Raw genomic sequence first — 24,566 nt, forward strand, 5'->3', positions numbered from 1 at the left:
GCGAAGATGCCCCTTGTGTCCGACGTCCCCGAGCAGGCGCCCAACAACCCTGCCGTCCCGCTGACCCGGCGCGAGCGTCGAGCGCATGCCCAGACCGCCCCGCCTGCGCTGCCGCGACAAGCCCTGCTCCCGCGACCGCTGTCGATCGCGGCGACGGTGGCCTTTGCGGCCCTGGTGGCCCTCACCGGCTATGCGAGCCCCCAGTTCGTGGCGCTCGCCGTGGCGTTGGCCGGGTTGGTGCTCGCCTGGGGATGGCCGCTGCTGCTCAGCCTGCCGAGTCCCCGCGGCACCAGCGCCGTCCTGGCCATCGGCACGCTGCTCATGACGGGGACCGCCCTGCTGACGCGCCACGACCCGTACCTCGAGTGGATGCCGGCCGCGCTCGCTGTCGCGGTCATCGTCGCCTTCCTGCACCAGCTGATGCGCCGTGACGGCCGCCCGCGCCTGACCGAGTCGGTGGCCGCCACGATCTCGGGACTGGCGATCATCTCGGCGGGCACCACGCTCGCCCCCATTCCGCACGTCCTGGCGGGAGAGCCGGCCCTCGCGGCGGCGATGGCCGGACTGGGAGTCGGTGCCCTCGCCGATCCCTGCGTCTCTATCGCCCGACTGCGGCAGTGGGCGCTCTTCATCGCGATGCTGCTCGGGGGTGGCGCAGCGGTCGTCGTCTCCCTCGTGGCGGGTGACCCGATGCCGGGGCCGGCAGCACTGCTCGGCCTGCTCGCGGCCGCCATCTCTCACGCGGCGCGGCGGGTGCTGGCTCCACTGCCGGCGACGGCCATGCCACGGGCCCAGCTCGCCGTGGCTGCCGCGTCATCCCTGCTCGTCGGCGTGGTCGCCTACCTCGTGGTCCGCTACTTCGTCGCCTGAGCACCGCACTTCCGGCGAGGGTGCCCCACGGCGGGCGCGGGCGCCGCGACTTGTTGCCGCCTGGTGGTCACCCAGGGCCCGGATCGGGGGTCTGGTGACCGCCGGGGAGCAACAAGTCGCAGGGCGTGGCGACCCTTCCCGCGCTGGGAGGTGGGCACGCGGCATACCCAGGCCGTGGGTCTGGCGTCGGGCGCTCGCTGCGGTCAGTAGACGAGGGCCTGGGCCCCGGGCGCGGTGACCTCCTCGACGAACGCCGCCGCCCCACGGATGAGCACGCCGGGCACGAGGTCGGCGTCGCTGAGGTCGCGCCGCGCCGCGCACTGGCCGCACACGGTGACCGTCCCGGCTGCCACCACGGCGTCGCGGAGGTCCGCCAGAGGGGCGGCGTGGGCCAGCTCGACCGCCTCCGCCCGACCGGGCACGCCCATCCACGACGCGTCCCCCGTGAGCCACAGACTGACGTCCACCCCGCTGGCCACGGCGGTGGCGGCGACGGTGAATGCCTGGTTGAGGCGTTCGAGCGACTCGGTGCCACAGGTGACCTTGATGACGAGCGTGCGCGGGTCTGTCATGGTCCACAGGCTACGATCTGGCGCGTGCACACGTTCTACATCTCCCTGCTCGCCCTCACGGCCGTGGTGATCACCTGGTTTGCGGGATTCGTCGTCTACCGCCTGGTCAAGACGCCGCGCTGATGCAGTTCACCCTCGACCCCGACCTCCCGCGCGAGCTCGCGCCCCTGGCCTGGCTGATCGGCCGCTGGGAGGGCGCCGGCGTCGTCGGCTACCCCACGATCGAGTCGGCCAACTTCGGGCAGGAGATCGAGGTGAAGCACGACGGCCGCCCGTTCCTGGAGTGGCACAGCCGCACCTGGCTGCTCAACGAGGCGGGCGACAAGGTGCGACCGCTGGCGACCGAGCTCGGCTTCTGGCGGCCCTTCCCCGACGGCGAGGTCGAGTTCCTCCTGACCCACCCGACGGGCATCGTCGAGCTCTACTACGGCAAGGCCGAGCCGGCCAAGATCGAGCTGCGCACCGATGGAGTGCTGCGCAGCCCCCAGGCCAAGGAGTACAACGCCGCCACCCGGCTGTACGGCCTCGTCAACTCCAACCTCATGTGGGCGATGGACATGGCCGCCGTCGGTCAGCCGCTCCAGAGCCACCTGTCCGCCGAGCTCAAGCGCGTCGGCTAGGGCCCACCGATGTCGTCGACACCAGCGCGGATCCTCACGGTCTGCACCGGCAACATCTGCCGGTCACCGTTCCTCGAACGCGCGCTGCAGGCGGAGCTGGACCGATCGTGGGGCCCCGGCGCCGTCGAGGTGTCCAGCGGTGGCACCGGCGCGCTGCCCGGCCACGCGATGGAGGACCAGGCGCGGGCGCACCTGGAGAGCCAGGGGTATGCCGCGAACGGTTTCCTCGCTCGCGACCTCACGCAGTCGATGGTCGCGGAGGCCGACATCGTGCTCACCGCCACCCGCGCTCACCGGGGCAAGGTGGCCATGCTGCACCCCAAGGCGCTGCGCTACGTCTTCGCCTTCCGTGAGTTCGCCGACCTGGTCTCGGGGCTGGAGGACTCGGTCGTGCAGATCCCGTCCGACTCGGCCAGGGAGCACATCGTCCGTGTCGTCGCCCTGGCAGCAGGCCAGCGGGGGATGCGGGCGCCGCTGCGTGACGCCGAGGCCGACATCGTCGACCCGTACCGCCGCCCCCCGCAGGTCTTCGAGGACATGACCGGCCAGATCATGGGCTCGCTGCCCGCGGTGGCCCGAGCCCTCGGGAGGCCGTGATGCCCCGCCTGGGTGAACGAGCCGGCATCGTCGGGTTGGGCGCCTTCCTGGTCGTGGACGTGCTGCTGGTGGCCTTCGCGATCAACAGCACGCGTCAGCCGGTCGACCAGGGTGGCTCCACCATCAACGCCGGCGTGGTCGGCTCGGCGTCATCCTCCAAGACGAGTACGTCCACGGGCGGCACGACCACGTCGGACCCGAGCACGCCCAGCGTCGAGGTCGCCCCGTTGACGCAGGGGGTCGTGGCGTTCGACAAGAACAGCGCCTTCCGCTTCACGACGGGCACCTGCAAGTCGGGCGGCTCCAAGCTCGAGCTGACCCGCAACGCCGGAGCGACCTGGGGCCCCCGGTCGGTCCCCTATGACGCCATCGTCCGCGTCCGCGTGCGACCCGACGGTTCGGCCTTCGTCGTCGGCGCCGACTCCGCCACCGACTGCACCCCGGCCATTCGCCACGCAGGTGCCCTCGACGCGGACTTCGGGGACTCGGTGGTCGTGAAGGATGCGTGGTTCCGAGACCCCAGGGCGGTCGCCTCGATCGGTCTGCCCACGGGCGGCACGGGCAAACCGTGTGGCTCCGGCCCCGTGATCGACCTTGCGGTGGTGGACAGCGGCGCCGCAGCCCTGTGCCCGGACGGACGGGTGAGGGTGAGCACCTCCGGCGGGCGCTGGGACACGTCGGCCACCGTTGCCGGTGCGCTCGCCCTGGCGCTCAACGCCAAGGGCCGCGCGTTCGTCGCGCTCCCCGGTGCGGACTCGTGCAGCGGCGTCGCGGTCGTCGACGCCGCCAAGCCCACCTCGGCCCTGGGCTGTGCTGAGGCAGACCTCACCAAGGTCGAGCCGGGAACCGTCGCGCTGTCGGTGACGTCCGGCTCCGGCTGGCTCCTCGTGGGAGACGCCGTCTACCTCGCCGGCGGCGACCTCGCGACCTGGAAGAAGAGCTGACGACCGCTGACGCCGCTACGGCGTGTGGGTGACGTCCTGGTAGGTGCCCATCGCGTCGTTCTGCAGCGCCTCGCCGAGGGCCTGCATCCCCGGCTCGTCGACGATGTCGATGGACGCACCGGCGGGTGAGGTGCCGAAACCGGTGAACGGCGCCGTCACGAACGCGATGTCCGAACCACGCAGGTTGCGCAGGGACAAGGCCTCGCTGCGCATCTTGCTCACCGTGAAGGCGTCGTCGACCGTGAGGTTCGCCGTGCCCGCTTCCACGAACTGCGCCAACCTGACCGGGTTGGTCAGGACGCTCTTGCTCAGGGACTTGAGCATCAGGGCCTTGATGAAGGCCTGCTGGCGTCGGCCGCGCGAGATGTCGCCCTCGCTGAGATCCTTGCGCTCGCGGACGAAGGCGAGCGCCTCCGCACCAGTCATCTGCTGGTAGCCCTTGGTGAACGTGTAGCCGTCCGAGCTGCTCGACTCCTCGACGTACACGTTGACGCCGCCCACGGCATCGGTCATGTTCTTGAAGCCCTCGAAGCCCACCAGGGTGACGTGGTCGATCGGCACCCCGACGAGGCCCTGGAGCGTCTGGACCAGCAGCGGCGCACCCCCGTAGGCGAAGGCCGCGTTGATCTTGTCCTTGCCGTGGCCGGGGACGCTGACGTAGAGGTCGCGCGGGAAGTGCACCAGCGTGACGGTCTTGCGGTCACTCGCGACGTGCATGAGCACGATGACGTCGGAACGGGCGCCGGCCAGCCCTGCGCGGGCGTCGGACCCGATGAACAGGATGTTCTGCGCCTGCTTCGCCGCGGGCTTCTTCGTCGGGGCGGGCGCGGCACCGCTGACTCCCGGTGTCGGGAGCAGGGACTCGTGCTGGACGTTTGCGGTCACCGTGTGGTTGAGGAAGAGCAGGTACGCCGCGATGCCCCCGACCACGATCAGGACCACGAGCGCCAGGATGACGGCCAGGGTCCGCCGAAGGCGCGATCGCTTCTGGGGCGCCTTCGGGGGCGTGGACTGGGTCTCTTCGAATTGGTCGAGCACCCGCACAGTGTAGGTAGCGCCCGAGCGCACTCGTGACAGAACTCGCCCGAGGGGCCCGTCACAGAACCGTAGAGTGGGATGGTGCAGGACGTCGGCGAGCGGTTGCGGGCCCAGGGGCGGCGGATGACGCCGCAGCGGCAGCGGGTGCTCGACGCCGTCGCCCAGCTGGGGCACGCCACGCCCGAGGACGTCGTCGCCCAGGTGGCCCGCGACGGGGGTCCGGCCCTGGCGCCGTCGACCGTCTACCGCGCCCTGGACGCCCTCGAGTCGCTGCGGGTCGTGGGACACACCCACCTCGACCACCGGGCGCCGAGCTACCACCTCGCAGACCACGCCGACCACATCCACCTCGTCTGCCGCACCTGCGGCCGCGTGCAGGAGTGCCCCAAGGAGTACGCCGAGGGCTTCGCGGGGAATGTTCTGGCCGGTTCCGGCTTTGTTGCTGACGTGACACACATGGCGATCCACGGAGAGTGCGGCACATGCGCGACGCGCTAGGGACGACCACCGAGCCCGGTATGCCGGCGGTGACGCCCTCCGTGCTGCTCGGCCACGGCGGTGCCGTGGAGGGTGACGGTCCCGATGCAGGGGTCGCCGCCCACTACGGCGATCCCCTCCGAGAGCAGCGCCTCCTGTCCGAGGGGCTGGCCGTCGTCGACCTGTCCCACAGGGGGGTCGTCACCGTGACCGGACCCGACCGGTTGTCCTGGCTCCACTCGATCACCAGCCAGCAGCTGACGGGCCTGGGGCCGCGGCAGTCACGCGAGGCGCTGGTGCTGACACCCAAGGGCCACGTAGAGCACAACCTCCACCTCGTCGACGACGGTGAGACGACGTGGATCACCACCGAGCCCGGTCGGTCGGCGGCCCTGGTCGGCTGGCTGGACTCGATGCGCTTCATGCTCAGGGTCGAGGTGGCCGACGTGACGTCCGAGTGGGCCGTCCTCGGCGAGCCGTCAGGGCTGGAGTCCCAGCCCGGGGAGCGCCTGGCCTGGCGAGACCCCTGGCCCGACCTCGTGGGTGACACCGCGGCATACGGACCGGTCGAGGGGCACCCGGCACTCGGGCGCACCTGGCGTGAGGTCCTGGTCGAGCGGCCGGGACTGGCAGAGGCGGTCGCCGACCGCGACCTCGCCGGCACGTGGGCATGCGAGGCGCTGCGCGTCGCGGCCTGGCGTCCGCGCCTGGGCTTCGAGACCGACCACCGCACCATCGCCCACGAGGTGGACTGGCTCCGCACGGCGGTGCACCTGCACAAGGGCTGCTACCGAGGCCAGGAGACGGTGGCTCGCGTGCACAACCTCGGTCGCCCACCGCGGCGACTGGTCTTCCTGCACCTCGACGGGTCGGGGCACACGCTGCCCGATCGCGGCGCAGCGGTGATGGCCGGTGACCGTCAGGTGGGTCAGCTGACCTCGGTGGCCAGGCACTTCGAGGACGGCCCGGTCGGACTGGCGCTGGTGAAGCGGAACACCCCGGTGGACGACGTCCTCGACATCGACGGCGTCAGCGCCAGCCAGGTCGTGGTCGTCGCGCCCTAGTCGCTTGGCCGCGCGCTGGTCGTGCGGTAGGCGCCCGAGCAGGCGACGGTGAAGGATCAGACCTTGACGGCGTGGGCGTGGCGGTCGCGGGTGCGTTCCTTGCGACTGCGCGCCTGGGTGAGTGGTGCGTAGCCCTCGCCGTAGTAGTAGCTCTCGGCGTTCGCGCCACGGGTCGGGATCCTGTTGACCACGAGGCCCAGGACGTTGCCGTTGACCGCGTGGACGGACATCAGGGCCCGGGTCAGCTGCTCACTGTTGACGACTCCGCAGCCGACCACGAGCACGACCCCCCCGGTGAGGGTGCTCAGCACGGTGGCGTCAGTGACGGGCAGGACCGGCGGGGCGTCGATGATGACGTAGTCGAACATCTCCTCGAGCCGGCTGATGGTGCGCGACATCGTCTCCGACCCGAGCAGCTCACTGGGGTTGGGCGGGATCTGACCGGCGCCGAGGACCTGGACACCCGTGTCGCCGAACGGCTGGAGCACGTCCACCAGGTCGGCCTGGCCGATGAGGACGTTGGTCAGGCCGACGGAACCCTCCAAACCCATGTAGTTCAGCAGCCGCGGTCGACGCAGGTCCGCCTCGATGATGCAGACCCGGGCGCCTGCGGCAGCCATGCTGATGGCGAGGTTGGCCGTCGTCGTCGTCTTGCCCTCGGCGGGGAGCGAGGAGGTGAACACGATCGAGCGAGGGTGGTTGGCGGCGTCGACGAACTGCAGGTTCGTGCGCAGGGCCCGGAAGGCCTCGGCGCGGGGTCCGTGCGGGTCGGACTGCACGATGAGCGGGTTCTTGGGGCCCTCCGGATCGTAGGTGATCCCGCCGATGATCGTCTCGTCGACCGCGTCAGTCACGTCGCGTTCGCTCTTGATGGAGGTGTCGAAGGTGTCGCGGAGCAGGGCGACGCCGAGTCCGACGAGCAGACCCAGGACCACGCCGAGGCCGATGTTGCGCACCGGGTTCGGGCTGATCGGGCTCACGGGCACCGACGGCGGCCGGACGACCGACACCTTGACCGGGCTCACGGAGTCGTCGTTGACGCGCTCGAGCTCAAGGATGCTGGTCGAGAACTGCTTCCCCACGGCGCTGGCGATTCGCGCGGCCTGCTCGGGGTTGCCGTCCGACACGAGCACGTCGATCAGGACGGTGTCGAGGGGGACGCTGGCCGTGATGCGGGAGCCGAGCTGGTCGGCAGTGCCGGAAAGTCCGAGGCTCTTGATGACCGGATCGAGCACGGTCGGCGTCGTGATCAGGTCTGAGTAGGACTTGACGCGCTGCTGGGTGAACGTGTTGCCCTGCAGCAGCTGGGTGGAGTCCTGACCGCCCGAGGTGGACACGAACAGCTGGGTGCGCGCCTGGTACGTCTTGGGGCTCCACAGGGTGAGCAACGCAGCCAGGCCCACCATCAGGAGAGTCACGGCAGCGATGGCACGCCAGCGCTTGCGCACGACCCGGTAGTAGTCGTGAAGGTCCACGGTCCTGCTTTCACTGTCGGGGCGCGGTCGATGGGCCCCGGTTGGTTTCGGCTGTGAGCGCCGACAGTCTCCCACACAACGCCTGAGGAGCCGGGTTTCCGCTGCTGGAGCGGCCGTGGTGATGGCGCTGGGCGTGGCTGCCATGATGGCGCCCATGGCTCCCACGACCGGCACCCTGATCACCGTCGCGCCCACCGGTGCGGAACTCGCCAAGGCCGACTTCCCACAGCTGCCCACGACGCTCGACGAGCTCGTCGAGACGGCCGTGGCGTGTGAGCGGGCGGGTGCCTCGATGATCCACCTGCACATCCGTGACGGCGAGCACCGACCGACGCTGGACCCAGGTCACCTGAAGGCCGCCGTGGAGGCACTCCGGGAGCGGACCTCGCTGGTCATCCAGCTGTCGACCGGGGGCAGCGTGCACGACCCGCTCGACCAGCGGCTCACGGTCCTGGACGCAGAGCCCGACTCCTGCTCGCTCACCTGCGGCACCACGAACTTCGGCGACGACGTCTTCCTCAACCCCTACGGCTTCATGTCCGACCTCTACGTGCAGGCCCAGGAGCGCGAGGTGGTCCCGGAGTTCGAGCTGTTCGACCTGGGCCACGTCGCGTCGCTGGCCCGCCTCATCGACACCCACGGCCTCCCGTTCGGCGGCAAGGTGCACGTGGACTTCGTGACCGGTGTGCCCGGAGGTATGCCGGGTACACCTGCTGCGCTGTTGGCCGGCGTGGCGATGCTCCCGCCCGAGGTCACCTCCTGGTCCGCGACGGGGATCGGTCGCAGCCACCTGCCCGTCGCGGCAGCGGCCCTCGCGGCCGGCGGCCACCTGCGGGTGGGGATGGAGGACAACGTGGTCTTCGCCCGCGGCATACCCGTCGAGCACAACTCCCAGCTCGTGGAGCGGGCCGCGCACCTCGCAGAGGTGATGCAGCGCCCCGCGCTGTCGACCGAGGACGCGCGCCTCATGCTGGGCGTGAAGGACCGCCGCTGAGACCGGCACCCGAGTCCCCGACTTGTTGCCAGCCGGTCGTCACGGAGCCGCCGCAGGCACTGGTTGGTGACGATCTCCGCGCAGGAAGTCACCCTGTGATGGGGAACACGCTGCCTCCAGTTTGCATTCTGCTAACTGGAGCAAGCACACTGGGGGCATGAGCCGAATCCCGTTGCCGCTCCCCGGCAACAACCTGGGTGACTACCTGCGCGAGCAGCGTCAGTCCGCCCGGCTCTCGCTGCGCCAGCTCTCCGAGCTCGCCGGTGTGTCCAACCCCTACCTCTCGCAGATCGAGCGGGGCCTGAAGAAGCCCAGCGCCGAGATCCTCCAGCAGCTCGCCAAGGGCCTCGAGGTGTCGGCGGAGTCGCTCTACGTCCGGGCCGGGATCCTCGACGAGCGCCACGGCGACGCCCATGCGACGCCCGGCGCCGAGTTCGACACCAGGGCCGTCATCGGCGCCGACCCGCAGCTCACCGACCGTCAGAAGGCCGCGCTGCTCGACATCTACGACTCGTTCGTGGGCGTCGGCAGCAAGCCCGGCACCACCCGTACCAAGACCCCTCGTAACAAAGGAGCATGACATGGCATTCGTTGCCGACATCCGCAAGACCGTCACCGACACCACTCCCGTCTTCGCCGCGGTCGGCCTGGCCGACCTCGCCGTCGAGAAGGTGCGCGACGCCCGCGTCAAGGCCACCGTCAAGGCCACCGGCGTCCGTGTCGACCTCGACCCCGCCGCTCTGCAGACCAAGGCCCAGGTCCGCGTGACCGAGGTTGCCGAGCAGGCCCAGGAGCTCCCGGCCCTGGCCCTCAACCGCAGCCTCGAGCTGGCCGGCAAGGCGCAGGAGACCTACGAGACCGTCGCTGCCCGTGGCGAGAAGCTCGTCAAGCGCGTCCGCACCCAGAAGTCGACCAAGGACCTGCTCGCGCAGGCCGAGGCAACCTTCGCCCTGGGCAAGGGTGCCGTCACGACCGTGCGCAAGTCCGCCACGGACATCCAGCGCTCGGCCAAGGCCACGCTGACCACCGGTCGCAAGGAGGCCGCTGTCGCCGCCGACGCCATCGCCGACTCCATCGTCGTCGAGGCCACGGAGGCCGGCACCGCGGTGAAGCAGTCCGCCACCCGCACGCGTACCGCCGCCAAGCGCACCGCGACCACCACGAAGAAGGCCGCCGCCAAGAGCACGTCCGCCACCAAGGGCGCGACCACCAGCGCGAAGAAGACGGCCACCGCCACCAAGAAGGCTGCCACCACGGCCGCCACGAAGGTCGGCGACTGACCAACCCCCCAGCCAATCGGCCCTCTCCCGTGATCCGGGAGGGGGCCGTTTGCCTGTCCCGGCTGAGGCGCTCCACCCCGGAACGGTGACCTTCACCCCGGAACCGTTCCGGGGTGAAGCACGCCCTTGTCCCTTGACCCGATAAAGGTGGGGCGGGGGAGGTGGGGTGGGCGGTGGCTAGGCTCGCCGGGTGAGCACGCCGCAGACAGCCACCCCACCCGCCCTCGACGACGCGCCGGTCCTTGCCCACTACGTGCGCGGAGGTTTCGTCGAGTCCGCGCACCGCGCCTCCGTGGTCGCCACCGCCCCGGACGGCAGCCACCTGCTGGCACTCGGTGCAGTCGACGACCCGATCTTCCCGAGGTCGTCGAACAAGCCGATCCAGACCCTGGCCATGGTGCGTGCAGGTCTGCGTGTGCCGCCCGAGCACCTCGCCCTCGCGTCCGCCAGCCACTCCGGCGAGGAGTTCCACGTGGAGGCCGTGCGCGAGATGCTCGCCGCTGCGGGACTGACCGAGGCCGCCCTCCAGAACACGCCGGACTACCCGGTCAACGAGGCGGCGCGCGAGGCGGTGATCCGTTCAGGCGGGGCCAAGACGCCCATCATGCAGAACTGCTCGGGCAAGCATGCGGCGATGCTGGCCACGTGTGTCGTCAACGGCTGGGACACCAAGACATACCGCGACCCGAATCACCCACTGCAGCAAGCGATTTCGCGGACACTCGCCGAGCTGACGGGTGACGAGATCACGGCAGTGGCCGTCGACGGCTGTGGCGCGCCGGTGATGGCCGTGACGCTTGCGGGGCTCGCCCGGGCCTTCGGCCGGATGGCCGCTGCCGACCCGGCGACGCACGAGGGCGAGGTCGCCGACGCCATCCGCGCCAACCCGGCATACCTCGGGGGCAGTGACCGTGACGTGACCGCCCTCATCGAGGCCACCCCCGGCCTGATCGCCAAGGACGGTGCCGAGTCCGTGTATGCCGTGGGGCTGGCTGACGGGCGCGGCGTGGCCGTCAAGGTCGCCGACGGCTACCCCCGGGCGAAGCCGGTCATCCTGGCCGCCGCGCTGCGGCGGCTCGGCGTCGAGTCGCTCGCCCTGGCCCAGCTCGAGAACTCTCCCGTGCTCGGGCACGGCGAGGTCGTCGGCGGCATCGTCGCCGTCAACATCTGAGGCGACGTGCGCGCCGTCCTGCAGCGGGTGACGAGCGCCTCCGTCTCGGTCGAGGGCGAGGTCGTGGGAGCAGTCGACCGGCCGGGGCTGGTGGCGCTGGTCGGTGTGACCCACGACGACGGGCCCGACCAGGTCGAGGCGCTGGCCCGCAAGATCAGCGAGCTGCGGATCCTGCGCGACGAGCGTTCGGTGCTCGACGAGGGAGCGCCGGTGCTGGTCGTCAGCCAGTTCACGCTGTACGCCGACATGCGAAAGGGGCGGCGGCCGTCGTGGAACAACGCGGCGCCGGGCCCGGTCGCGGAGCCGCTCGTGGACGCTGTCGTCGCGGCCCTCCGTGCTCGAGGGGTGGAGGTTGCCACCGGCCGGTTTGGGGCCATGATGGAGGTCACCCTCGTCAATGACGGTCCAGTCACCCTGGTCGTGGACGTCTGACCCTTAGGCTGTGCACATGTTCTCCGCGCTCGGTTCCGCACAGGGCATCGTGATCCTGCTGCTCAGTCTCGCGGCCTTCGCGGCCGAAGTCTTCGCGTTGGTCGACGCCCTGCGCCACCGCCCGGACGCGTTCATCGCGGCAGGCAAGCGCACCAAGAAGTTCTGGACCATCGTCACGGGTGTCGCGGTCCTGCTCGGGTTCATCTCGGTGGCGAACTCGATCACCCTGTTCTCGGTCGGGCTCATCGCCATCGTCGGGGCGGGCATCTACCTCGCCGACGTGCGTCCAGCGCTGCAGCAGGTCAGCGGCAGCGGCCGCGGAGGGCAGCACATGGGGCCGTACGGACCGTGGTGACCCGAGACATGTCGGCCCTGCCCGACCCGCGCGACGGCATCTTCACGGTGGAGCGGCCATGGGGGAACTTCCAGCAGTTCGTCGCCAACGAGCCCGTCACCGTCAAGATCATCACGGTCGACCCGGGCCACCGGCTGTCGCTGCAGACCCACGACCACCGGGGGGAGTTCTGGCAGGTCCTGGACGTCCCGATCGAGGTCACCGTCGGGGACCGCACGTGGACTGCCGCGCCCGGCGAGCCGGTCTGGGTGCCGTGCAACGCGGTGCACCGGATGGCCAACAAGGGCGACCAGCCGGGCCGTCTGCTCGAGATCGCCTTCGGTGACTTCGACGAGGCCGACATCATCCGCCTCGAGGACGACTACGCCCGCGACGCCTGACCCGCGGGGGCGACGGCCGACCAGTCGACGGTGACCTCGCCGAGGCGCCACCTCGCCGGCCCGTCCTGGACCGGCCAGCCGTCCTCGCTCACGGCGTCCACCGTCGCCAGGAAGCGTTGCCGAACGCCGAAGCTCGCGTGGTGGGCCGCGTGGCTCCACGCCCTGTCCAGCGCCTGGAGCCACCCGTGGACCGGCTCCCCTTCGACGTTGCGGTGGATGAGCGACTTGGGCAGCCGCTCGGCGATGTCGGAGGGGCGGTCGAGCCCCCGCAGTCGCCACGACAGGCTCAACGACACTGGGCCGGTCCGATCGACGGCGATCCACGCACTGCGTCGACCGAGCTCGTCACACGTGCCGTCGACGAGCAGGCCGTCGGGGGAGAGCCGTTGCTGGACGGTCGCCCACGCCTCGGCCACCTCTGTCTCGTCGTACTGCCGCAGCACGTTGAACGCGCGGACGATGGTCGCCTGACGCCCGTCGATCGGTACCTCGAAACCACCGTGTCGGAACGAGAGCCCCTCACGCTCGAGGGGCCGGCCCAGCGCCACCCGCTCAGGCTCGATCTCGATCCCCACGACCTGGACATCAGGACGCACCCGCTGGAGGCGGTCGTGCAGCTCGACAGCCGTCACCGGGGAGGCGCCGTACCCGAGGTCCACCACGACCGGCATACCGACGGCCCGCCGCAGGCGCCAGGCCTGGGGGCCGGCCAACCAGCGGTCGACCCGACGCAACCGGTTGGGGTTGGTGGTGCCGCGGGTGATGGTGCCCACCGGTCGCTGCACAGCCACGCGCGCAGCCTACGCGGCGACGCACCCTAGGCTGGGCAGGTGCGAGGCCGGGAGCGTGACATCAGCCGCAGCATGGTCGCGCTGGTGGCTTCGCTCGCCGCCCTCGCGCTGCTCGGCCTCGTCACCAACGTGCCCGGCTGGCTGGGCCACGGCGAAGGCTTCGTCGACGTCGCGCCGGGCCTGCTGACGGTCGACGCCGAGGCCAAGGGGGTGGCGACCCTGGGTGGCGGCGTGACCGTGTCGCTCTACTCCGACGGACTGCGGATCAACCGCGAGAACGACCTGCTGCTCCAGACCGTGATCGGGGGGGCGATGCTGTCGGCCGTCGAGGGGAGTGCCACGACCGACGCAGCCGGGACGAAGGAGCGGGTCACCCGCAGCTACGACAACCTGACCATCACCGAGCTGGTCTTCCTGCCGGGCCGGGCGACGTACTTCGGCAGGCTCAGCGACGGGTCGCGCTCCCTGCCCGTGACGCTGCGGATCGAGTCGGCCGGCGGGCTGATCAGGGTCGGCGCCTCGGTCAACGGTGCCGACGGAGTCGTCTGGCACCTCGACCGCGAACCCCTGACGGTCGGCATCCGTCCCGGCCTCCCCGCCGTGAACCTTCGCGACTCGGCGGCCTGGATCGACCCGGGAGCGGTCGAGGGGCGGGCGGTCTTCACGACCCTGCTGCGGACCGACATCGGGGTCGGCCCGCAGCGGGTGGCTCGAGGCGTCGACATCCGCGCGGCCGGGCGCACCGACATCCATGTCTGGTCCGACTCGTGCTCGTTGTCGGTGTCGTCCCAGGCCCGTCCGGCGCCGCAGCCGTCTCGATCGCGCGGCTGAGCACGGCGCCGGGCTGACCACCGGCGTCGTGGGCCCCAGCGGCTGCGTGGCAGACTCGCAACATGGGCTGCTGCGAACGCATCGACCGCGTCGCGATGCTGAGCGTCCACACCTCCCCGCTGGAGCAACCGGGCACCGGTGACGCGGGCGGGATGAACGTCTACGTCGTCGAGGTGGCGCACCAGCTGGCCAGGCGCGGCGTCGAGGTCGAGATCTTCACCAGGACCACGACGGCTGACCTGCCCCCCACGGTCGAGATGGAGCCGGGCGTCACCGTCCGTCACGTCACCGCGGGTCCCTACGAAGGGCTCGGCAAGGACGACCTCCCCGGGCAGCTGTGTGCCTTCGCCGCCGGCGTGATGCGCACCGGAGCCCACGAGGCCGAGGGTCACTACAGCCTGGTCCACTCGCACTACTGGCTGTCCGGCCAGGTGGGGTGGCTGGCCGCCGACCGCTGGCAGGTGCCGCTCGTCCACACCATGCACACCATGGCGCGGGTCAAGAACCTCCACCTCGCCGACGGTGACACCCCCGAGCCCCCTGGTCGCGAGATCGGTGAGGTCCAGGTCGTGGAGGCGGCGGACCGCCTCATCGCCAACACCCTGGGCGAGCGCCACGAGCTGATCGACCTGTATGCCGCGGAGCCCGACAAGGTGGTCGTGGTGCCTCCGGGCGTGGACCTGTCGCTGTTCTCGCCGGGTGACCCTCGCGCGGCGCGTGCCGCCGTGGGCCTGCCGCAGGACGCCAAGGTGCTGCTCTTCGTCGGACGGATCCAGCCCCTCAAGGCGCCCGAGGTGCTCATCAAGGCGGCGGCCGAGCTCCTGGCGCGGCACCCGCACTGGTCCGGCGAGCTGGTCGTCGCCGTGCTCGGCGGTCCGTCCGGTTCCGGCCTGGCGCACCCGCGAGGGCTGCAGGAGCTGGCCGAGGGACTCGGCATCAGCGCGCAGGTGCGGTTCGTGCCGCCGGTGCCCAGGACCGACCTGGCTGACTGGTACCGCGCCGCGGACCTCGTGGCGGTGCCGTCGCACTCGGAGTCCTTCGGGCTGGTCGCCGTCGAGGCGGAGGCGTGCGGGACCCCGGTCGTCGCTGCCGATGTCGGCGGTCTGCCCACTGCGGTCGGGGATGCCGGGATCCTGGTCGGCGGCCACGACCCCCACACGTGGTCCCTGGCCCTCGAGTCCCTGCTGCTGGACCCGCAGCGAAGAGAAGACCTGAGCCGCAAGGCGGTGCAGCACGCGGCGCTGTTCGGCTGGGACCGCACGACCGAGCGGCTCTACGAGGTCTACGTCGAAGCGTGTCGGGCCAAGAGCTACTCCAACGACACTCCCTCGCCCAACGGCTCACTGGCCGGGGTGCCTGCGGCGGTGGTCCCGTGAGCCAGCTGGTGTCCGCGATCGAGGGATACCTCGCTGGGGCCGAGATCGAGTGGGAGCAGGGTGCCCGCGAGGGTGAGTTCGTCCTCACGCTGCCGGGCGAGCAGAAGCTCAAGACCGTCGTCTCACTGGTGGCGGGGGCTGACGCCCTCTCGGTGTCGGCCTTCGTCATTCGCAACCCGGACGAGAACCACGAGACCTTCTACCGCTACCTGTTGCGCAAGAACCTGCGCCTTCCGGGGCTCGCCTACTCGGTCGACAAGTCCGGCGACGTCTACGTGACCGGACGCGTCCCCGCGGGCGGGGTCGACGCGGCATACCTCGACCAGGTCCTGGGAGTCGTGCTGGAAGCCGCGGACGCGCACTTCAACGAGCTGCTCGCGATCGGCTTCCTCACGAGCATGCAGAAGGAGTGGGACTGGCGGGTGTCGCGGGGGGAGTCCCTGCGCAACCTCGAGGCGTTCCGCCACCTGCTGGAGCACGACTGAGCGGTGGCGCGTTGCCTCGCTAGGCTGGCCCGCATGGCATACACCCTCATCCTGCTGCGCCACGGGCACTCCGACTGGAACGCCAAGAACCTCTTCACCGGCTGGGTCGACGTCGACCTGAACGACCAGGGTCGCGAGGAGGCCGTCAACGGTGGAAACCTGTTGAAGGACAAGGGAGTTCTGCCCACCGTCGTGCACACGTCGGTGCTTCGGCGCGCCATCAACACGGCCAACCTCGCACTCGACGCAGCGGACCGGCACTGGATCCCGGTCCGGCGCGACTGGCGGCTCAACGAGCGCCACTACGGCGCGCTCCAGGGGCTCGACAAGGCGGCCACGCGCGACAAGTACGGCGACGAGCAGTTCATGCTGTGGCGGCGGTCGTTCGACACGCCGCCGCCGCCGATCGAGGCCGGGTCCGAGTTCGACCAGAGCGGCGACCCGCGCTACGCCGGCATCGACGTGCCGCGGACCGAGTGCCTCAAGGACGTCATCGAGCGGTTCATGCCCTACTGGGAGGGGCCGATCCAGGACGACCTGCGGGCCGGTGAGACGGTGCTGGTCACGGCCCACGGCAACAGCCTGCGCGGACTGGTCAAGCACCTCGACGGCATCAGCGACGAGGACATCGCCGCCCTGAACATCCCGACCGGCCAGCCGCTCGTCTACACCCTGGGTGAGGACTTCATGCCGACCAAGCCGGGGGAGTACCTCGACCCCGAGGCCGCCGCCGAGGCCGCCGCAGCCGTCGCCAACCAGGGCCGCTAGCGCGCGGCCGTTTTGCCGCGCGAGGTGAGTGGCGCGCGAGGTGAGTGCCGCGCCAGGTGGTTACTGCGGACCGGTCGCGCGGTCTTCCTGCTCCTCGTGGTCCTCGGCGACGTCCCACTCACCGGTGACGAGGTAGACGACGCGGTGGGCGACCGACACGGCGTGGTCGGCGAAGCGCTCGTAGTAGCGACCCACGAGGGTCATGTCGACGGCCGCCTCGGTGCCGTGCTTCCACGTCCCGTCGATGAGGTGGCTGAACAGCGTGCGGTGCAGCTCGTCCATCGCGTCGTCGTCGCGCTCGAGCGTCTTGGCGTCCTCGACGTCCTTGGCAGCGATGACCTGCCCGCACTTGGCGACGATGCGCTCGGCCACCTGGCCCATCTGCAGGATCGTCGCTCGGATGTCGGCCGGCACGGCGGAGTCGGGGTAGCGCAGCCGCGCGACCTTGGCCACGTGCCGGGCGAGGTCTCCCATTCGCTCGAGGTCGGCGCTCATCCGCATGCTGGTGACGACCATGCGCAGGTCTGTGGCGACCGGCTGCTGTCGGGCCAGGAGGTCGATCGAGAGCGCGTCGAGGTCCTCGCGCATGCGATCCAGCTCCTTGTCGGCCTTGATGACCGATTCGGCCAGCTGGATGTCGGCGTCGAGCAGGGCCGTCGTGGCCCGGGCCATGGCGGACCCGGCCAGACGCGTCATCTCGACCAGCTGGTCGGAGATGGTGTCCAGGTCCTCGTGAAAGGCGTTGCGCATTGCTTCCCTAGGGGTGTTGGGCACGGGTGGGCGTGGTGAGGTGTGCGAGCCGAGGCTCCCACGGGGCAGTGAACGATCGGGTGACCTCAGGTGAACATCTGGGTACGGCCGTGCGTTGGGGTGTCGTTTCGTGCTCGGAAGGGGATGTTCCGCACCGTACATTGATGGGGTGGATGCGACCAGCGCTGCCGTCTTGGCCGGGTTCGCCGGGCTGCTGACCGGCGCCCTTGCCGTCATCGCCGTGCGCTACTCCGAGCGACAGCAGACCAGTGTGCCGCCGACGGTTCCGGTCACGCCGTTGCCGTCGGGGGTGGCCGACGTCCTCGCGGTGCTGCGCTCCAGCGCCATCGTCGTCGACTCGGCCGACGAGGTCATCAACAACTCACCGTCCGCCGCGGCCTACGGCCTGGTCAAGGGCAAGGAGCTGGTCCACCGCGAGCTGCGCCACCTGGCCAGGCAGGTCCGCCGCGACGGCGTCATCCGTGAGTCCCAGCTCGAGCTGGCCCGCGGCCCGCTCGGCCAGGCCCGCTCGATCATGCACGCCCGGGTGGCCCCGCTGGGCAGCAGCCACGTGCTGCTGCTGGTCGAGGACCACACCCAGGCCCAGCGCGTCGAGGAGGTCAGGCGCGACTTCGTGGCCAACGTGAGCCACGAGCTCAAGACCCCGGTGGGCGGGCTGGGCCTGCTGGCCGAGGCGATCCAGGACGCCAAGGACGACCCCGAGGCGGTCGAGCGGTTTGCCTCGCGGATGCAGGTCGAGAGCCATCGGCTGGCCCAGCTCGTCAAGGAGATCGTCGACCTGTCGCGCCTGCAGGTGGCCGACACCCTCCACGAACCCCGGCTCGTCGACGTGACGGCAGCCGTGCACGAGGCGATCGACTACTCGCGCGTCGGCGCCGACGCCAAGCAGATCGACATCGCGGAGGCCTGCGCTGCCGACCTCAAGGTCTTCGGCGACGAGGCCCTGCTCGTCACCGCTGTCCGCAACCTCATCGGCAACGCCGTCGCCTACTCCGAGCCCGGAACCCGGGTCGCCGTCGCCGGTCGCCTCGCGGGCGAGATGGTCGAGATCACCGTCACCGACCAGGGGCAGGGCATTCCGGCGAGCGAGCAGACGCGCATCTTCGAGCGCTTCTACCGCGTCGACGACGCGCGCTCCCGCGCCACCGGCGGGACGGGTCTCGGCCTGGCCATCGTCAAGCACATCTGCGCCAACCACGGCGGCGACGTCGACGTGTGGAGCGAGGAAGGGCGCGGGTCGACCTTCACCATCCGCCTACCCGCCGCGGTCGACCGGACCGGGTCCTCGCGCCCATCGCCCAGCCCTTCAGCAGAGCAGCCGCACCCGACCCGAGGAGACACCCCGGCATGACGCGCATCCTGGTCGTCGAGGACGAGATCTCGTTCTCGGACCCCCTGTCCTACCTGCTCCGCAAGGAGGGCTACGAGGTCGCCGTCGCCGAGACCGGACCCGAGGCGCTCGCCGACTTCGACCGGGCCGGTGCCGACCTCGTGCTCCTGGACCTGATGCTCCCGGGCCTGTCCGGCACCGAGGTATGCCGCGCGATCCGGTCGCGCTCGAACGTCCCCGTCATCATGCTCACCGCCAAGGACAGTGAGATCGACAAGGTCGTGGGTCTCGAGATCGGTGCGGACGACTACGTGACCAAGCCCTACTCGTCCCGCGAGCTGCTGGCCCGGATCAAGGCAGTGCTGCGCAGGCTGTCCGAGCCCGAGGACCTGCTGCCCGCCACGATCGAGGCCGGTCCGGTGCGCATGGACGTCGAGCGGCACATCGTCACCGTCTCGGGGGAGCCGACCCAGCTCCCGCTGAAGGAGTTCGAGCTGCTCGAGATGCTGCTGCGCAACACCGGCCGCGTGCTCACGCGCATGCAGCTCATCGACCGCGTCTGGGGCAGTGACTACGTCGGCGACACCAAGACGCTCGACGTCCACGTGAAGCGCTTGCGCGCCAAGATCGAACCCGACCCGGCCGACCCCCGGCACATCGTGACGGTGCGCGGACTGGGCTACAAGTTCGAGTCCGCCTGAGTCAGGGAGTCGCCGTCGCCGTGGGGGTGGCCGCGACGGGTGGGTTGGTCGGGGCGAGCGAGGCGTAGTACCCGCTGGCCGACAGCACCGGCACCACCACGACGACGGCGGGTGCGCTCGGCGACTGCACGCTGAGCGTGACGACGTCGCCGGGGCTGACCGGCACGCCCGGCAGCTGCACCTGGGTCGCGTCGGAGAGGCGACGTTCGGAGTGGGCCGGCGCCTCGGCATACACGGGCTGGCCCTGCGGCAGGGCGAACGCGATGCGCTGCGCCTCGCTGCTGTTGTTGCTGACCGACGCCGACAGCACGCCGGCCTTGTCCTTGCCGCCGCTGACGACGACGAGGTCGCGCAGCTGCACGGCGCCGAGGTCAACGGGGACACCGTCGGCCGCGACGTAGGGGACGTCGGTCTGCATCGGCGACTGCGTCTGGCAGGCCGAGAGCGCGAGGGCGGCACCGGCCACCGCGACCGGGAGCAGGCGTCGCAGCAAAGGGCGCGGACTGGTGGAACGGCCTCCGGAACGGCGGGCCAGCGGGGTTCGGCGGGTCACGGGAGACAGCCTACCGGCCGGGTGCCGGCCGCGCGCCGACCCTCTGCACCCGAGTGCGCACCCGTGCGCGTTGCACGGAAGTGACCATTCTGTCAAGACCGAATTCGTTGCCCCGCAAGGCCTTTGCGCGCCCCTGACCTGCGCAAACGCATTCTGGCTGGCTTTCCCGACGTCGGCGTGGCGTGATATTCTGAGAGTCGCGAAAGGGGAAAACAGCACATGGTTTTCAAGGTCGGCGAGACGGTCGTGTACCCCCACCACGGGGCTGCACTCATCGAAGAAATCAATACCCGCACGATCAAGGGCGAGGAGAAGATCTACCTCAAGCTCAAGGTGGCCCAGGGCGACCTGACGATCGAGGTTCCCGCAGACAACTGCGAGGACATCGGCGTCCGGGACGTCGTCGGACAGGAAGGGCTCGACAAGGTCTTCGCAGTCCTCCGCGCTCCCCACACCGAAGAGCCGACCAACTGGTCGCGCCGCTACAAGGCCAACCTCGAGAAGCTCGCCTCCGGCGATGTCATCAAGGTGGCCGAGGTCGTTCGCGACCTGTGGCGTCGTGACAAGGACCGTGGCCTGTCGGCCGGCGAGAAGCGCATGCTCGCCAAGGCTCGTCAGATCCTCGTCTCCGAGCTCGCGCTCGCCGAGAAGACCAACGAGGACAAGGCCGAGGCAATCCTCGACGAGGTGCTCGCCTCCTGAGCGTTGCCGTCGTCCTCGTCGCTGGAGGGCAAGGCACCCGGCTCGGCGCCACCCAGCCCAAGGCCTTCGTGGTCGTGGCGGGTATGCCGTTGCTCGAGCACGCCGTCCAGCGCGCCCTGACGGCGCCTGAGGTTTCACACGTAGTCGTGGTCGCGCCCGCTTCCCACCTGAGGGAGGCGGGCGCGATCGCGTCCCGGAGCAGCCGGCCCGACGACGTGGACGTGGTCGCCGGTGGCGCCGAGCGGACGGACTCCGTGGCAGCAGGTCTCGCGGCGCTGCGCCCCGACGACGGCATCGTGCTGGTCCACGACGCGGCCCGCGCCCTCGCGCCGGCCAGCTTGTTCTCCCGCCTGGTGCACGAGGTGCGGTCGGGGCACCCGGCCGTCGTCCCCGGCATACCCGTCACGGACACCGTCAAAGTGGTCGACGCGGCTGGTCGCGTCACCGCAACGCCTGACCGCACCCAGCTGCGGGCGATCCAGACACCCCAGGCGTTCCTGCGTGAGGTGCTGGTGCACGCCCACTCCTCAGGTGGGCAGGCGACCGACGACGCAGCCCTGGTCGAGCGGATGGGCGGCCACGTGCGCGTGGTCGACGGAGACCGGCTCGCCTTCAAGATCACGACGCCGGACGACTTGGCCCTGGCAGAACGCCACGTCGCGGACTAGGGCGTCAGGGCAGCCACGAACTCGTCCCACGGGGTCATCGGCCCAGCAAGGGCAGGCGCGTGGAGCGTGCTGATCCAGCCGTCGACGAGCCGGCCGCGCTCGATCAACAGATCGGGCACGAAGGCCGGCACCGGGAACCCCGCGCGCCAGACCGCCTTGGCGCTGCCCCAGTTGCCGGCGTGCGCCTCCCAGCGGACGGTCTGCCAGCCGAGGGTGTCGAAGGCGTGGACGACCACGAGCCGGACCGCCTCGGACATCACGCCCCGCCCCCGGAACGCCGGGTGGGTGACGTAGCCGAGATCGCCTGCACCGTCGTCCACGGGCAGCACCCGGAGGTCGATCGTCCCGGCATAGCGGCCCTCGACCTCGATGCCCCACGAGATGAGGACGGGTGAGGGTTCGAGCAGGCCCGAGAGGTAGTCCAGCGCCATCTCGCGGGTGTACTCCAGCGGGATCGTCGTGAAGCGCTTGGTCAGCGGGTCGACGCACCGTTCGTAGATCGCGTCGAGGTCGTCCGACGAGTGCGGCCGAAGGGTCACCAGGTCGCCGGCGAGGACGGGGACGGCCAGCGCCTGCGTCGGGGTGCTCATGCGCGGCAACGCTAACGGCTCGGGCGTGCCCGGCTCACCTCGTTATCCGGATCCCGGGAGTCCCGGGTGGTTGGATGGACGCCATGGGGACCACCGGTATGCCGCGCACGGGCGTGGGCGTGGACGTGCACGCCTTCGCGCCCGAGGGCTCGGGTCGCGAGCTGTGGCTGGGCGGCCTGCTGTGGCCGGGCGTCACCGGGCTCGAGGGGCACTCCGACGCGGACGTCGCCTGTCACGCGGCGTGCGACGCGCTGTTCTCGGCCGCCGGCCTCGGTGACCTCGGGGTGCACTTCGGCACCGACCGCCCTGAGCTCGCGGGGGCTTCGGGGTTGACCCTGTTGGGCGAGGCGGCCCGGCTCGTGCGCGAGGCGGGTTTCGAGATCGGCAACGTCGCCGTCCAGGTGATCGGCAACCGTCCGAAGATCGGGACGCGCCGTGCGGAGGCGCAGGAAGCCATGACAGGGTGCGCACTGGCACCGGTGTCGCTGAGCGGGACGACCACCGATGGCCTGGGGCTCACCGGTCGCGACGAGGGAATCGCCGCGATCGCGACTGCCCTCGTCCGCCCCACCAACTGAGGAGCCCCGCATGCCGCAGACCGTCAAGGGCGTCATCGCCCGCAGCAAGGGCGCCGACGTCGAGCTCGTCGACATCGTCGTCCCCGACCCCGGACCCGGCGAGGCCGTGGTCCAGGTCCACTCCTGCGGGGTCTGCCACACCGACCTGCACTACCGCGAGGGCGGCATCAACGACGAGTTCCCGTTCCTGCTCGGGCACGAGGCGGCGGGCGTCGTGGAGTCCGTCGGCGAGGGCGTCACCGAGGTCGCGCCGGGTGACTTCGTGATCCTCAACTGGCGCGCGGTGTGTGGGCAGTGCCGGGCCTGCGCCAAGGGCAAGCCCTGGTACTGCTTCAACACCCACAACGCCACGCAGAAGATGACTCTCGAGGACGGCACCGCGCTCAGCCCTGCGCTAGGCATCGGCGCCTTCATCGAGAAGACCCTGGTCGCCGCCGGGCAGTGCACCAAGGTCGACGCCGAGGCCGACGCGGCGGCCGTGGGCCTGCTCGGGTGCGGGGTGATGGCCGGATTCGGTGCCGCCGTCAACACCGGTGGCGTGGGTCGCGGCGACTCGATCGCCGTCATCGGGTGCGGTGGCGTCGGCAACGCCGCCATCGCCGGGGCCTCCGTGGTCGGTGCGACGACGATCATCGCCGTGGACGTCGACGACCGAAAGCTCGAGACTGCCAGGACCTTCGGCGCCACCCACACCGTCAACGGCAGGGACGAGGACGTCGTCGAGCGGATCCGTGAGCTGACGGGCGGGTTCGGCGCGGACGTGGTCGTCGAGGCGGTCGGCCGCCCGGAGACCTACGAGCAGGCCTTCTATGCCCGCGACCTGGCCGGCACGGTGGTGCTCGTCGGCGTCCCCACCCCCGACAAGCAGGTCACCCTGCCCATGATCGAGATCTTCGGCCGCGGTGGTGCGCTCAAGTCCAGCTGGTACGGCGACTGCCTGCCCAGCCGTGACTTCCCGATGCTGGTGGACCTCTACCGGCAGGGCCGGTTCGACCTCGACGCGTTCGTGTCGGAGCGCATCGCCCTCGGCGACGTAGAGGGTGCCTTCGACAAGATGGAACGCGGCGAGGTCCTCCGCTCGGTGGTGGTCCTCTGATGGCCGCGGCTGACGACCAGGACCCGGGTATGCCGGTCATCTCGCCCTCCGCGGGTGGCGTCCGCGTCGATCGGATCGTCACCTCCGGGACGTTCGAGCTGGACGGAGGCAGCTGGGAGGTGGACAACAACGTCTGGGTGGTCGGTGACGACAAGGAGTGCGTCATCATCGACGCGGCCCACGACGGCAGGAAGATCGTGAAGTCGATCGACCTCCAGCGCAGGGTCACCGCCGTCATCTCCACCCACGCCCACAACGACCACATCAACGCCGTCGCCGAGGTGTGCGACGGCACACGCGCCCCGGCATACCTGCATCCTGCGGACCGGATGCTCTGGGACCAGGTCTATCCCGTCACCCCCGACCGCGAGCTGGCTGACGGCCAGGTGATCACGGTCGGCGACGTCGACCTGCACGTGATCCACACGCCGGGCCACACTCCGGGGTCGTGCTCGCTCTACGCGCCGGCGCTCGACGTGGTCTTCACCGGCGACACCCTCTTCAATGGTGGACCCGGCGCGACAGGGCGGTCCTACAGCGACTTCCCGACCATCATCGAGTCGATCCGCGACCGGCTGCTCACGCTGCCTGACGAGACGGTGGTGCTGACCGGACACGGCGACTCGACCGTCATCGGGGCGGAGGCTCCGCACCTGCAGGAGTGGCTCGACCGCGGTCACTGACGACGGGTGCCAGCCCGGGTGCCCCTCGCCCGACCAGGACGGCGGCCACGAGCAGTGCCAGGCCGGCCACCGAGATGAGCCACTCCGCGAGGGTGAAGATCTCCATCCGTCGAACTCGGTAGTACATCGGGAGGGAGCTGTGTAGCAGCCACTGCGTGGTGACGATCGAGCAGACCCTCTCGATGGCGAGGAGCCCGAAGCCGCGCCCGCCCCACCGGGCCCAGCGCTCGCCGCCCCCGCGCTTGCGCACGACGTAGGCCGCGCCGAGCAGGCCGACGATGGTGAGCTCCGTCAGGACACTCACCCCCTCGATGCCGAACAGTCCCAACAGCACGACCAAACCCCCTGGTGCTCGATGTGGGGGCTCAACCTAG

32 protein-coding genes are annotated in these 24,566 nt (G+C 70.6%); 24 read left to right on the forward strand and 8 right to left on the reverse strand.

Features of this window, described 5'->3' with window-relative positions:
* Positions 1-6: 6 nt before the first annotated feature.
* A complete protein-coding gene (locus AC1DS4_RS18535) occupies positions 7-870 on the forward strand; it encodes a hypothetical protein (protein ID WP_477633641.1) in 864 nt (287 codons plus the stop codon).
* Between the two features lie 203 nt (positions 871-1,073).
* Here the strand turns inward: AC1DS4_RS18535 and AC1DS4_RS18540 are convergent, their stop codons facing one another.
* Entirely contained in the window at positions 1,074-1,442 is a 369-nt protein-coding gene (locus AC1DS4_RS18540) for a DsrE family protein (RefSeq protein ID WP_477613986.1), read from the reverse strand.
* Positions 1,443-1,564: 122 nt separating this feature from the next.
* Between AC1DS4_RS18540 and AC1DS4_RS18545 the strand changes: the two genes are divergently transcribed.
* Genes AC1DS4_RS18545 through AC1DS4_RS18555 form a run of 3 tightly spaced genes read left to right on the forward strand, consistent with a single transcriptional unit; the run spans position 1,565 to position 3,603 of the window.
* Positions 1,565-2,062: a heme-binding beta-barrel domain-containing protein gene (locus AC1DS4_RS18545; protein ID WP_477624446.1), complete on the forward strand. Its 498-nt coding sequence runs from the start codon at positions 1,565-1,567 to the stop codon at positions 2,060-2,062.
* Positions 2,063-2,071: 9 nt separating this feature from the next.
* On the forward strand, positions 2,072-2,659 hold the full coding sequence (locus tag AC1DS4_RS18550; protein ID WP_477624445.1) for an arsenate reductase/protein-tyrosine-phosphatase family protein: 588 nt from the start codon (positions 2,072-2,074) through the stop codon (positions 2,657-2,659).
* Positions 2,659-3,603, forward strand: coding sequence for a hypothetical protein (locus tag AC1DS4_RS18555; RefSeq protein ID WP_477624444.1), 945 nt, complete (start codon positions 2,659-2,661; stop codon positions 3,601-3,603). The genes AC1DS4_RS18550 and AC1DS4_RS18555 overlap by 1 nt, the downstream gene beginning before the upstream one ends.
* A gap of 15 nt (positions 3,604-3,618) precedes the next feature.
* Here AC1DS4_RS18555 and AC1DS4_RS18560 read toward each other — a convergent pair whose 3' ends face one another.
* Positions 3,619-4,641 carry an LCP family protein gene (locus tag AC1DS4_RS18560; protein WP_477624443.1) on the reverse strand — a complete coding sequence of 341 codons (1,023 nt, stop codon included), beginning with the start codon at positions 4,639-4,641 and terminating at the stop codon, positions 3,619-3,621.
* 81 nt (positions 4,642-4,722) lie between these two features.
* On the opposite strand from AC1DS4_RS18560, the gene AC1DS4_RS18565 reads away from it, so the two are divergent.
* Entirely contained in the window at positions 4,723-5,139 is a 417-nt protein-coding gene (locus tag AC1DS4_RS18565; protein ID WP_477624442.1) for a Fur family transcriptional regulator, read from the forward strand.
* Positions 5,124-6,182 carry a CAF17-like 4Fe-4S cluster assembly/insertion protein YgfZ gene (ygfZ, locus tag AC1DS4_RS18570; RefSeq protein WP_477613980.1) on the forward strand — a complete coding sequence of 353 codons (1,059 nt, stop codon included), beginning with the start codon at positions 5,124-5,126 and terminating at the stop codon, positions 6,180-6,182. Before AC1DS4_RS18565 ends, ygfZ begins: the two co-directional genes overlap by 16 nt.
* Positions 6,183-6,238: 56 nt before the next feature.
* Here the strand turns inward: ygfZ and AC1DS4_RS18575 are convergent, their stop codons facing one another.
* Positions 6,239-7,657: a tyrosine-protein kinase domain-containing protein gene (locus AC1DS4_RS18575; protein WP_477624441.1), complete on the reverse strand. Its 1,419-nt coding sequence runs from the start codon at positions 7,655-7,657 to the stop codon at positions 6,239-6,241.
* Between the two features lie 154 nt (positions 7,658-7,811).
* Here AC1DS4_RS18575 and AC1DS4_RS18580 point away from each other — a divergent pair, with 154 nt between their 5' ends.
* The 7 genes from AC1DS4_RS18580 (at position 7,812) to AC1DS4_RS18610 (ending at position 12,269) form a co-directional block, all read left to right on the forward strand.
* Positions 7,812-8,651 (forward strand): beta-keto acid cleavage family enzyme, encoded by an 840-nt coding sequence (locus AC1DS4_RS18580; protein WP_477613978.1) that lies wholly within the window; start codon positions 7,812-7,814, stop codon positions 8,649-8,651.
* Positions 8,652-8,808: 157 nt separating this feature from the next.
* Positions 8,809-9,231: a helix-turn-helix domain-containing protein gene (locus AC1DS4_RS18585; RefSeq protein WP_477624440.1), complete on the forward strand. Its 423-nt coding sequence runs from the start codon at positions 8,809-8,811 to the stop codon at positions 9,229-9,231.
* A 1-nt stretch (position 9,232) separates the two neighbouring features.
* Positions 9,233-9,931 (forward strand): hypothetical protein, encoded by a 699-nt coding sequence (locus AC1DS4_RS18590; RefSeq protein WP_477613976.1) that lies wholly within the window; start codon positions 9,233-9,235, stop codon positions 9,929-9,931.
* Positions 9,932-10,121: 190 nt separating this feature from the next.
* Complete coding sequence (locus tag AC1DS4_RS18595; RefSeq protein WP_477624439.1) at positions 10,122-11,102, forward strand: asparaginase; 981 nt, start codon at positions 10,122-10,124, stop codon at positions 11,100-11,102.
* Between the two features lie 6 nt (positions 11,103-11,108).
* Positions 11,109-11,534: a D-aminoacyl-tRNA deacylase gene (gene dtd, locus AC1DS4_RS18600; RefSeq protein WP_477624438.1), complete on the forward strand. Its 426-nt coding sequence runs from the start codon at positions 11,109-11,111 to the stop codon at positions 11,532-11,534.
* Between the two features lie 16 nt (positions 11,535-11,550).
* Positions 11,551-11,889, forward strand: coding sequence for a DUF2516 family protein (locus AC1DS4_RS18605; protein ID WP_477624437.1), 339 nt, complete (start codon positions 11,551-11,553; stop codon positions 11,887-11,889).
* Positions 11,886-12,269: a phosphomannose isomerase type II C-terminal cupin domain gene (locus AC1DS4_RS18610; RefSeq protein ID WP_477624436.1), complete on the forward strand. Its 384-nt coding sequence runs from the start codon at positions 11,886-11,888 to the stop codon at positions 12,267-12,269. Before AC1DS4_RS18605 ends, AC1DS4_RS18610 begins: the two co-directional genes overlap by 4 nt.
* On the opposite strand, the gene AC1DS4_RS18615 is transcribed toward AC1DS4_RS18610, so the two are convergent.
* Positions 12,251-13,054 (reverse strand): class I SAM-dependent methyltransferase, encoded by an 804-nt coding sequence (locus tag AC1DS4_RS18615; RefSeq protein WP_477624620.1) that lies wholly within the window; start codon positions 13,052-13,054, stop codon positions 12,251-12,253. The two genes, AC1DS4_RS18610 and AC1DS4_RS18615, sit on opposite strands and share 19 nt — an antisense overlap.
* 45 nt (positions 13,055-13,099) lie before the next feature.
* Between AC1DS4_RS18615 and AC1DS4_RS18620 the strand changes: the two genes are divergently transcribed.
* The 4 genes from AC1DS4_RS18620 to AC1DS4_RS18635 all read left to right on the forward strand — a co-directional run bounded on the left by AC1DS4_RS18620 (position 13,100) and on the right by AC1DS4_RS18635 (position 16,520).
* Positions 13,100-13,891, forward strand: coding sequence for a hypothetical protein (locus AC1DS4_RS18620; RefSeq protein ID WP_477624435.1), 792 nt, complete (start codon positions 13,100-13,102; stop codon positions 13,889-13,891).
* A 62-nt stretch (positions 13,892-13,953) separates the two neighbouring features.
* Positions 13,954-15,267, forward strand: coding sequence for a D-inositol-3-phosphate glycosyltransferase (mshA, locus tag AC1DS4_RS18625; protein WP_477633640.1), 1,314 nt, complete (start codon positions 13,954-13,956; stop codon positions 15,265-15,267).
* Positions 15,264-15,752, forward strand: coding sequence for a YbjN domain-containing protein (locus tag AC1DS4_RS18630; protein WP_477633639.1), 489 nt, complete (start codon positions 15,264-15,266; stop codon positions 15,750-15,752). Before mshA ends, AC1DS4_RS18630 begins: the two co-directional genes overlap by 4 nt.
* Positions 15,753-15,785: 33 nt before the next feature.
* On the forward strand, positions 15,786-16,520 hold the full coding sequence (locus AC1DS4_RS18635) for a phosphoglyceromutase (protein ID WP_477624433.1): 735 nt from the start codon (positions 15,786-15,788) through the stop codon (positions 16,518-16,520).
* A 60-nt stretch (positions 16,521-16,580) separates the two neighbouring features.
* Here the strand turns inward: AC1DS4_RS18635 and phoU are convergent, their stop codons facing one another.
* Positions 16,581-17,270, reverse strand: coding sequence for a phosphate signaling complex protein PhoU (gene phoU, locus AC1DS4_RS18640; protein WP_477618378.1), 690 nt, complete (start codon positions 17,268-17,270; stop codon positions 16,581-16,583).
* Positions 17,271-17,439: 169 nt separating this feature from the next.
* Here phoU and AC1DS4_RS18645 point away from each other — a divergent pair, with 169 nt between their 5' ends.
* Positions 17,440-18,642 carry a sensor histidine kinase gene (locus AC1DS4_RS18645; RefSeq protein ID WP_477613966.1) on the forward strand — a complete coding sequence of 401 codons (1,203 nt, stop codon included), beginning with the start codon at positions 17,440-17,442 and terminating at the stop codon, positions 18,640-18,642.
* Positions 18,639-19,322, forward strand: a complete 684-nt coding sequence (locus tag AC1DS4_RS18650; RefSeq protein WP_477633638.1) for a winged helix-turn-helix domain-containing protein — start codon at positions 18,639-18,641, stop codon at positions 19,320-19,322. Before AC1DS4_RS18645 ends, AC1DS4_RS18650 begins: the two co-directional genes overlap by 4 nt.
* Before the next feature lies 1 nt (position 19,323).
* Here AC1DS4_RS18650 and AC1DS4_RS18655 read toward each other — a convergent pair whose 3' ends face one another.
* Entirely contained in the window at positions 19,324-19,875 is a 552-nt protein-coding gene (locus tag AC1DS4_RS18655; protein WP_477624432.1) for a hypothetical protein, read from the reverse strand.
* A gap of 219 nt (positions 19,876-20,094) precedes the next feature.
* Here AC1DS4_RS18655 and AC1DS4_RS18660 point away from each other — a divergent pair, with 219 nt between their 5' ends.
* Positions 20,095-20,577: a CarD family transcriptional regulator gene (locus tag AC1DS4_RS18660; protein ID WP_056922091.1), complete on the forward strand. Its 483-nt coding sequence runs from the start codon at positions 20,095-20,097 to the stop codon at positions 20,575-20,577.
* Positions 20,574-21,245 (forward strand): 2-C-methyl-D-erythritol 4-phosphate cytidylyltransferase, encoded by a 672-nt coding sequence (gene ispD / locus AC1DS4_RS18665; protein WP_477614605.1) that lies wholly within the window; start codon positions 20,574-20,576, stop codon positions 21,243-21,245. The genes AC1DS4_RS18660 and ispD overlap by 4 nt, the downstream gene beginning before the upstream one ends.
* Here ispD and AC1DS4_RS18670 read toward each other — a convergent pair.
* Positions 21,242-21,835, reverse strand: coding sequence for a GNAT family N-acetyltransferase (locus AC1DS4_RS18670; RefSeq protein WP_477633637.1), 594 nt, complete (start codon positions 21,833-21,835; stop codon positions 21,242-21,244). The genes ispD and AC1DS4_RS18670 overlap by 4 nt on opposite strands.
* A gap of 74 nt (positions 21,836-21,909) precedes the next feature.
* On the opposite strand from AC1DS4_RS18670, the gene ispF reads away from it, so the two are divergent.
* The 3 genes from ispF to AC1DS4_RS18685 are packed head-to-tail and all read left to right on the forward strand — an operon-like array spanning position 21,910 to position 24,192.
* A complete protein-coding gene (gene ispF, locus AC1DS4_RS18675; RefSeq protein WP_477633636.1) occupies positions 21,910-22,413 on the forward strand; it encodes a 2-C-methyl-D-erythritol 2,4-cyclodiphosphate synthase in 504 nt (167 codons plus the stop codon).
* A gap of 10 nt (positions 22,414-22,423) precedes the next feature.
* Positions 22,424-23,509: an S-(hydroxymethyl)mycothiol dehydrogenase gene (locus AC1DS4_RS18680; protein WP_477633635.1), complete on the forward strand. Its 1,086-nt coding sequence runs from the start codon at positions 22,424-22,426 to the stop codon at positions 23,507-23,509.
* On the forward strand, positions 23,509-24,192 hold the full coding sequence (locus tag AC1DS4_RS18685; RefSeq protein ID WP_477624428.1) for an MBL fold metallo-hydrolase: 684 nt from the start codon (positions 23,509-23,511) through the stop codon (positions 24,190-24,192). Before AC1DS4_RS18680 ends, AC1DS4_RS18685 begins: the two co-directional genes overlap by 1 nt.
* Here the strand turns inward: AC1DS4_RS18685 and AC1DS4_RS18690 are convergent.
* Complete coding sequence (locus AC1DS4_RS18690; RefSeq protein WP_477624427.1) at positions 24,140-24,526, reverse strand: hypothetical protein; 387 nt, start codon at positions 24,524-24,526, stop codon at positions 24,140-24,142. The two genes, AC1DS4_RS18685 and AC1DS4_RS18690, sit on opposite strands and share 53 nt — an antisense overlap.
* Positions 24,527-24,566 lie beyond the last annotated feature (40 nt).

The sequence above is a fragment of the Pedococcus sp. P3_C7 genome, from assembly GCF_056402615.1.

Excerpts from the sequence above, each read along its gene's own strand:
- mshA (WP_477633640.1), top strand. The coding sequence starts at position 13,954 with ATGGGCTGCTGCGAACGCATCGACCGCGTCGCGATGCTGAGCGTCCAC.
- AC1DS4_RS18605 (WP_477624437.1), top strand. The coding sequence starts at position 11,551 with ATGTTCTCCGCGCTCGGTTCCGCACAGGGCATCGTGATCCTGCTGCTC.
- AC1DS4_RS18550 (WP_477624445.1), top strand. The coding sequence starts at position 2,072 with ATGTCGTCGACACCAGCGCGGATCCTCACGGTCTGCACCGGCAACATC.
- AC1DS4_RS18660 (WP_056922091.1), top strand. The coding sequence starts at position 20,095 with ATGGTTTTCAAGGTCGGCGAGACGGTCGTGTACCCCCACCACGGGGCT.
- AC1DS4_RS18555 (WP_477624444.1), top strand. The coding sequence starts at position 2,659 with ATGCCCCGCCTGGGTGAACGAGCCGGCATCGTCGGGTTGGGCGCCTTC.
- AC1DS4_RS18540 (WP_477613986.1), bottom strand. The coding sequence starts at position 1,442 with ATGACAGACCCGCGCACGCTCGTCATCAAGGTCACCTGTGGCACCGAG.
- AC1DS4_RS18590 (WP_477613976.1), top strand. The coding sequence starts at position 9,233 with ATGGCATTCGTTGCCGACATCCGCAAGACCGTCACCGACACCACTCCC.
- phoU (WP_477618378.1), bottom strand. The coding sequence starts at position 17,270 with ATGCGCAACGCCTTTCACGAGGACCTGGACACCATCTCCGACCAGCTG.
- AC1DS4_RS18535 (WP_477633641.1), top strand. The coding sequence starts at position 7 with ATGCCCCTTGTGTCCGACGTCCCCGAGCAGGCGCCCAACAACCCTGCC.
- ispF (WP_477633636.1), top strand. The coding sequence starts at position 21,910 with ATGGACGCCATGGGGACCACCGGTATGCCGCGCACGGGCGTGGGCGTG.
- AC1DS4_RS18650 (WP_477633638.1), top strand. The coding sequence starts at position 18,639 with ATGACGCGCATCCTGGTCGTCGAGGACGAGATCTCGTTCTCGGACCCC.
- AC1DS4_RS18680 (WP_477633635.1), top strand. The coding sequence starts at position 22,424 with ATGCCGCAGACCGTCAAGGGCGTCATCGCCCGCAGCAAGGGCGCCGAC.
- AC1DS4_RS18580 (WP_477613978.1), top strand. The coding sequence starts at position 7,812 with ATGGCTCCCACGACCGGCACCCTGATCACCGTCGCGCCCACCGGTGCG.
- AC1DS4_RS18685 (WP_477624428.1), top strand. The coding sequence starts at position 23,509 with ATGGCCGCGGCTGACGACCAGGACCCGGGTATGCCGGTCATCTCGCCC.
- AC1DS4_RS18635 (WP_477624433.1), top strand. The coding sequence starts at position 15,786 with ATGGCATACACCCTCATCCTGCTGCGCCACGGGCACTCCGACTGGAAC.
- AC1DS4_RS18585 (WP_477624440.1), top strand. The coding sequence starts at position 8,809 with ATGAGCCGAATCCCGTTGCCGCTCCCCGGCAACAACCTGGGTGACTAC.
- AC1DS4_RS18545 (WP_477624446.1), top strand. The coding sequence starts at position 1,565 with ATGCAGTTCACCCTCGACCCCGACCTCCCGCGCGAGCTCGCGCCCCTG.
- ygfZ (WP_477613980.1), top strand. The coding sequence starts at position 5,124 with ATGCGCGACGCGCTAGGGACGACCACCGAGCCCGGTATGCCGGCGGTG.
- AC1DS4_RS18670 (WP_477633637.1), bottom strand. The coding sequence starts at position 21,835 with ATGAGCACCCCGACGCAGGCGCTGGCCGTCCCCGTCCTCGCCGGCGAC.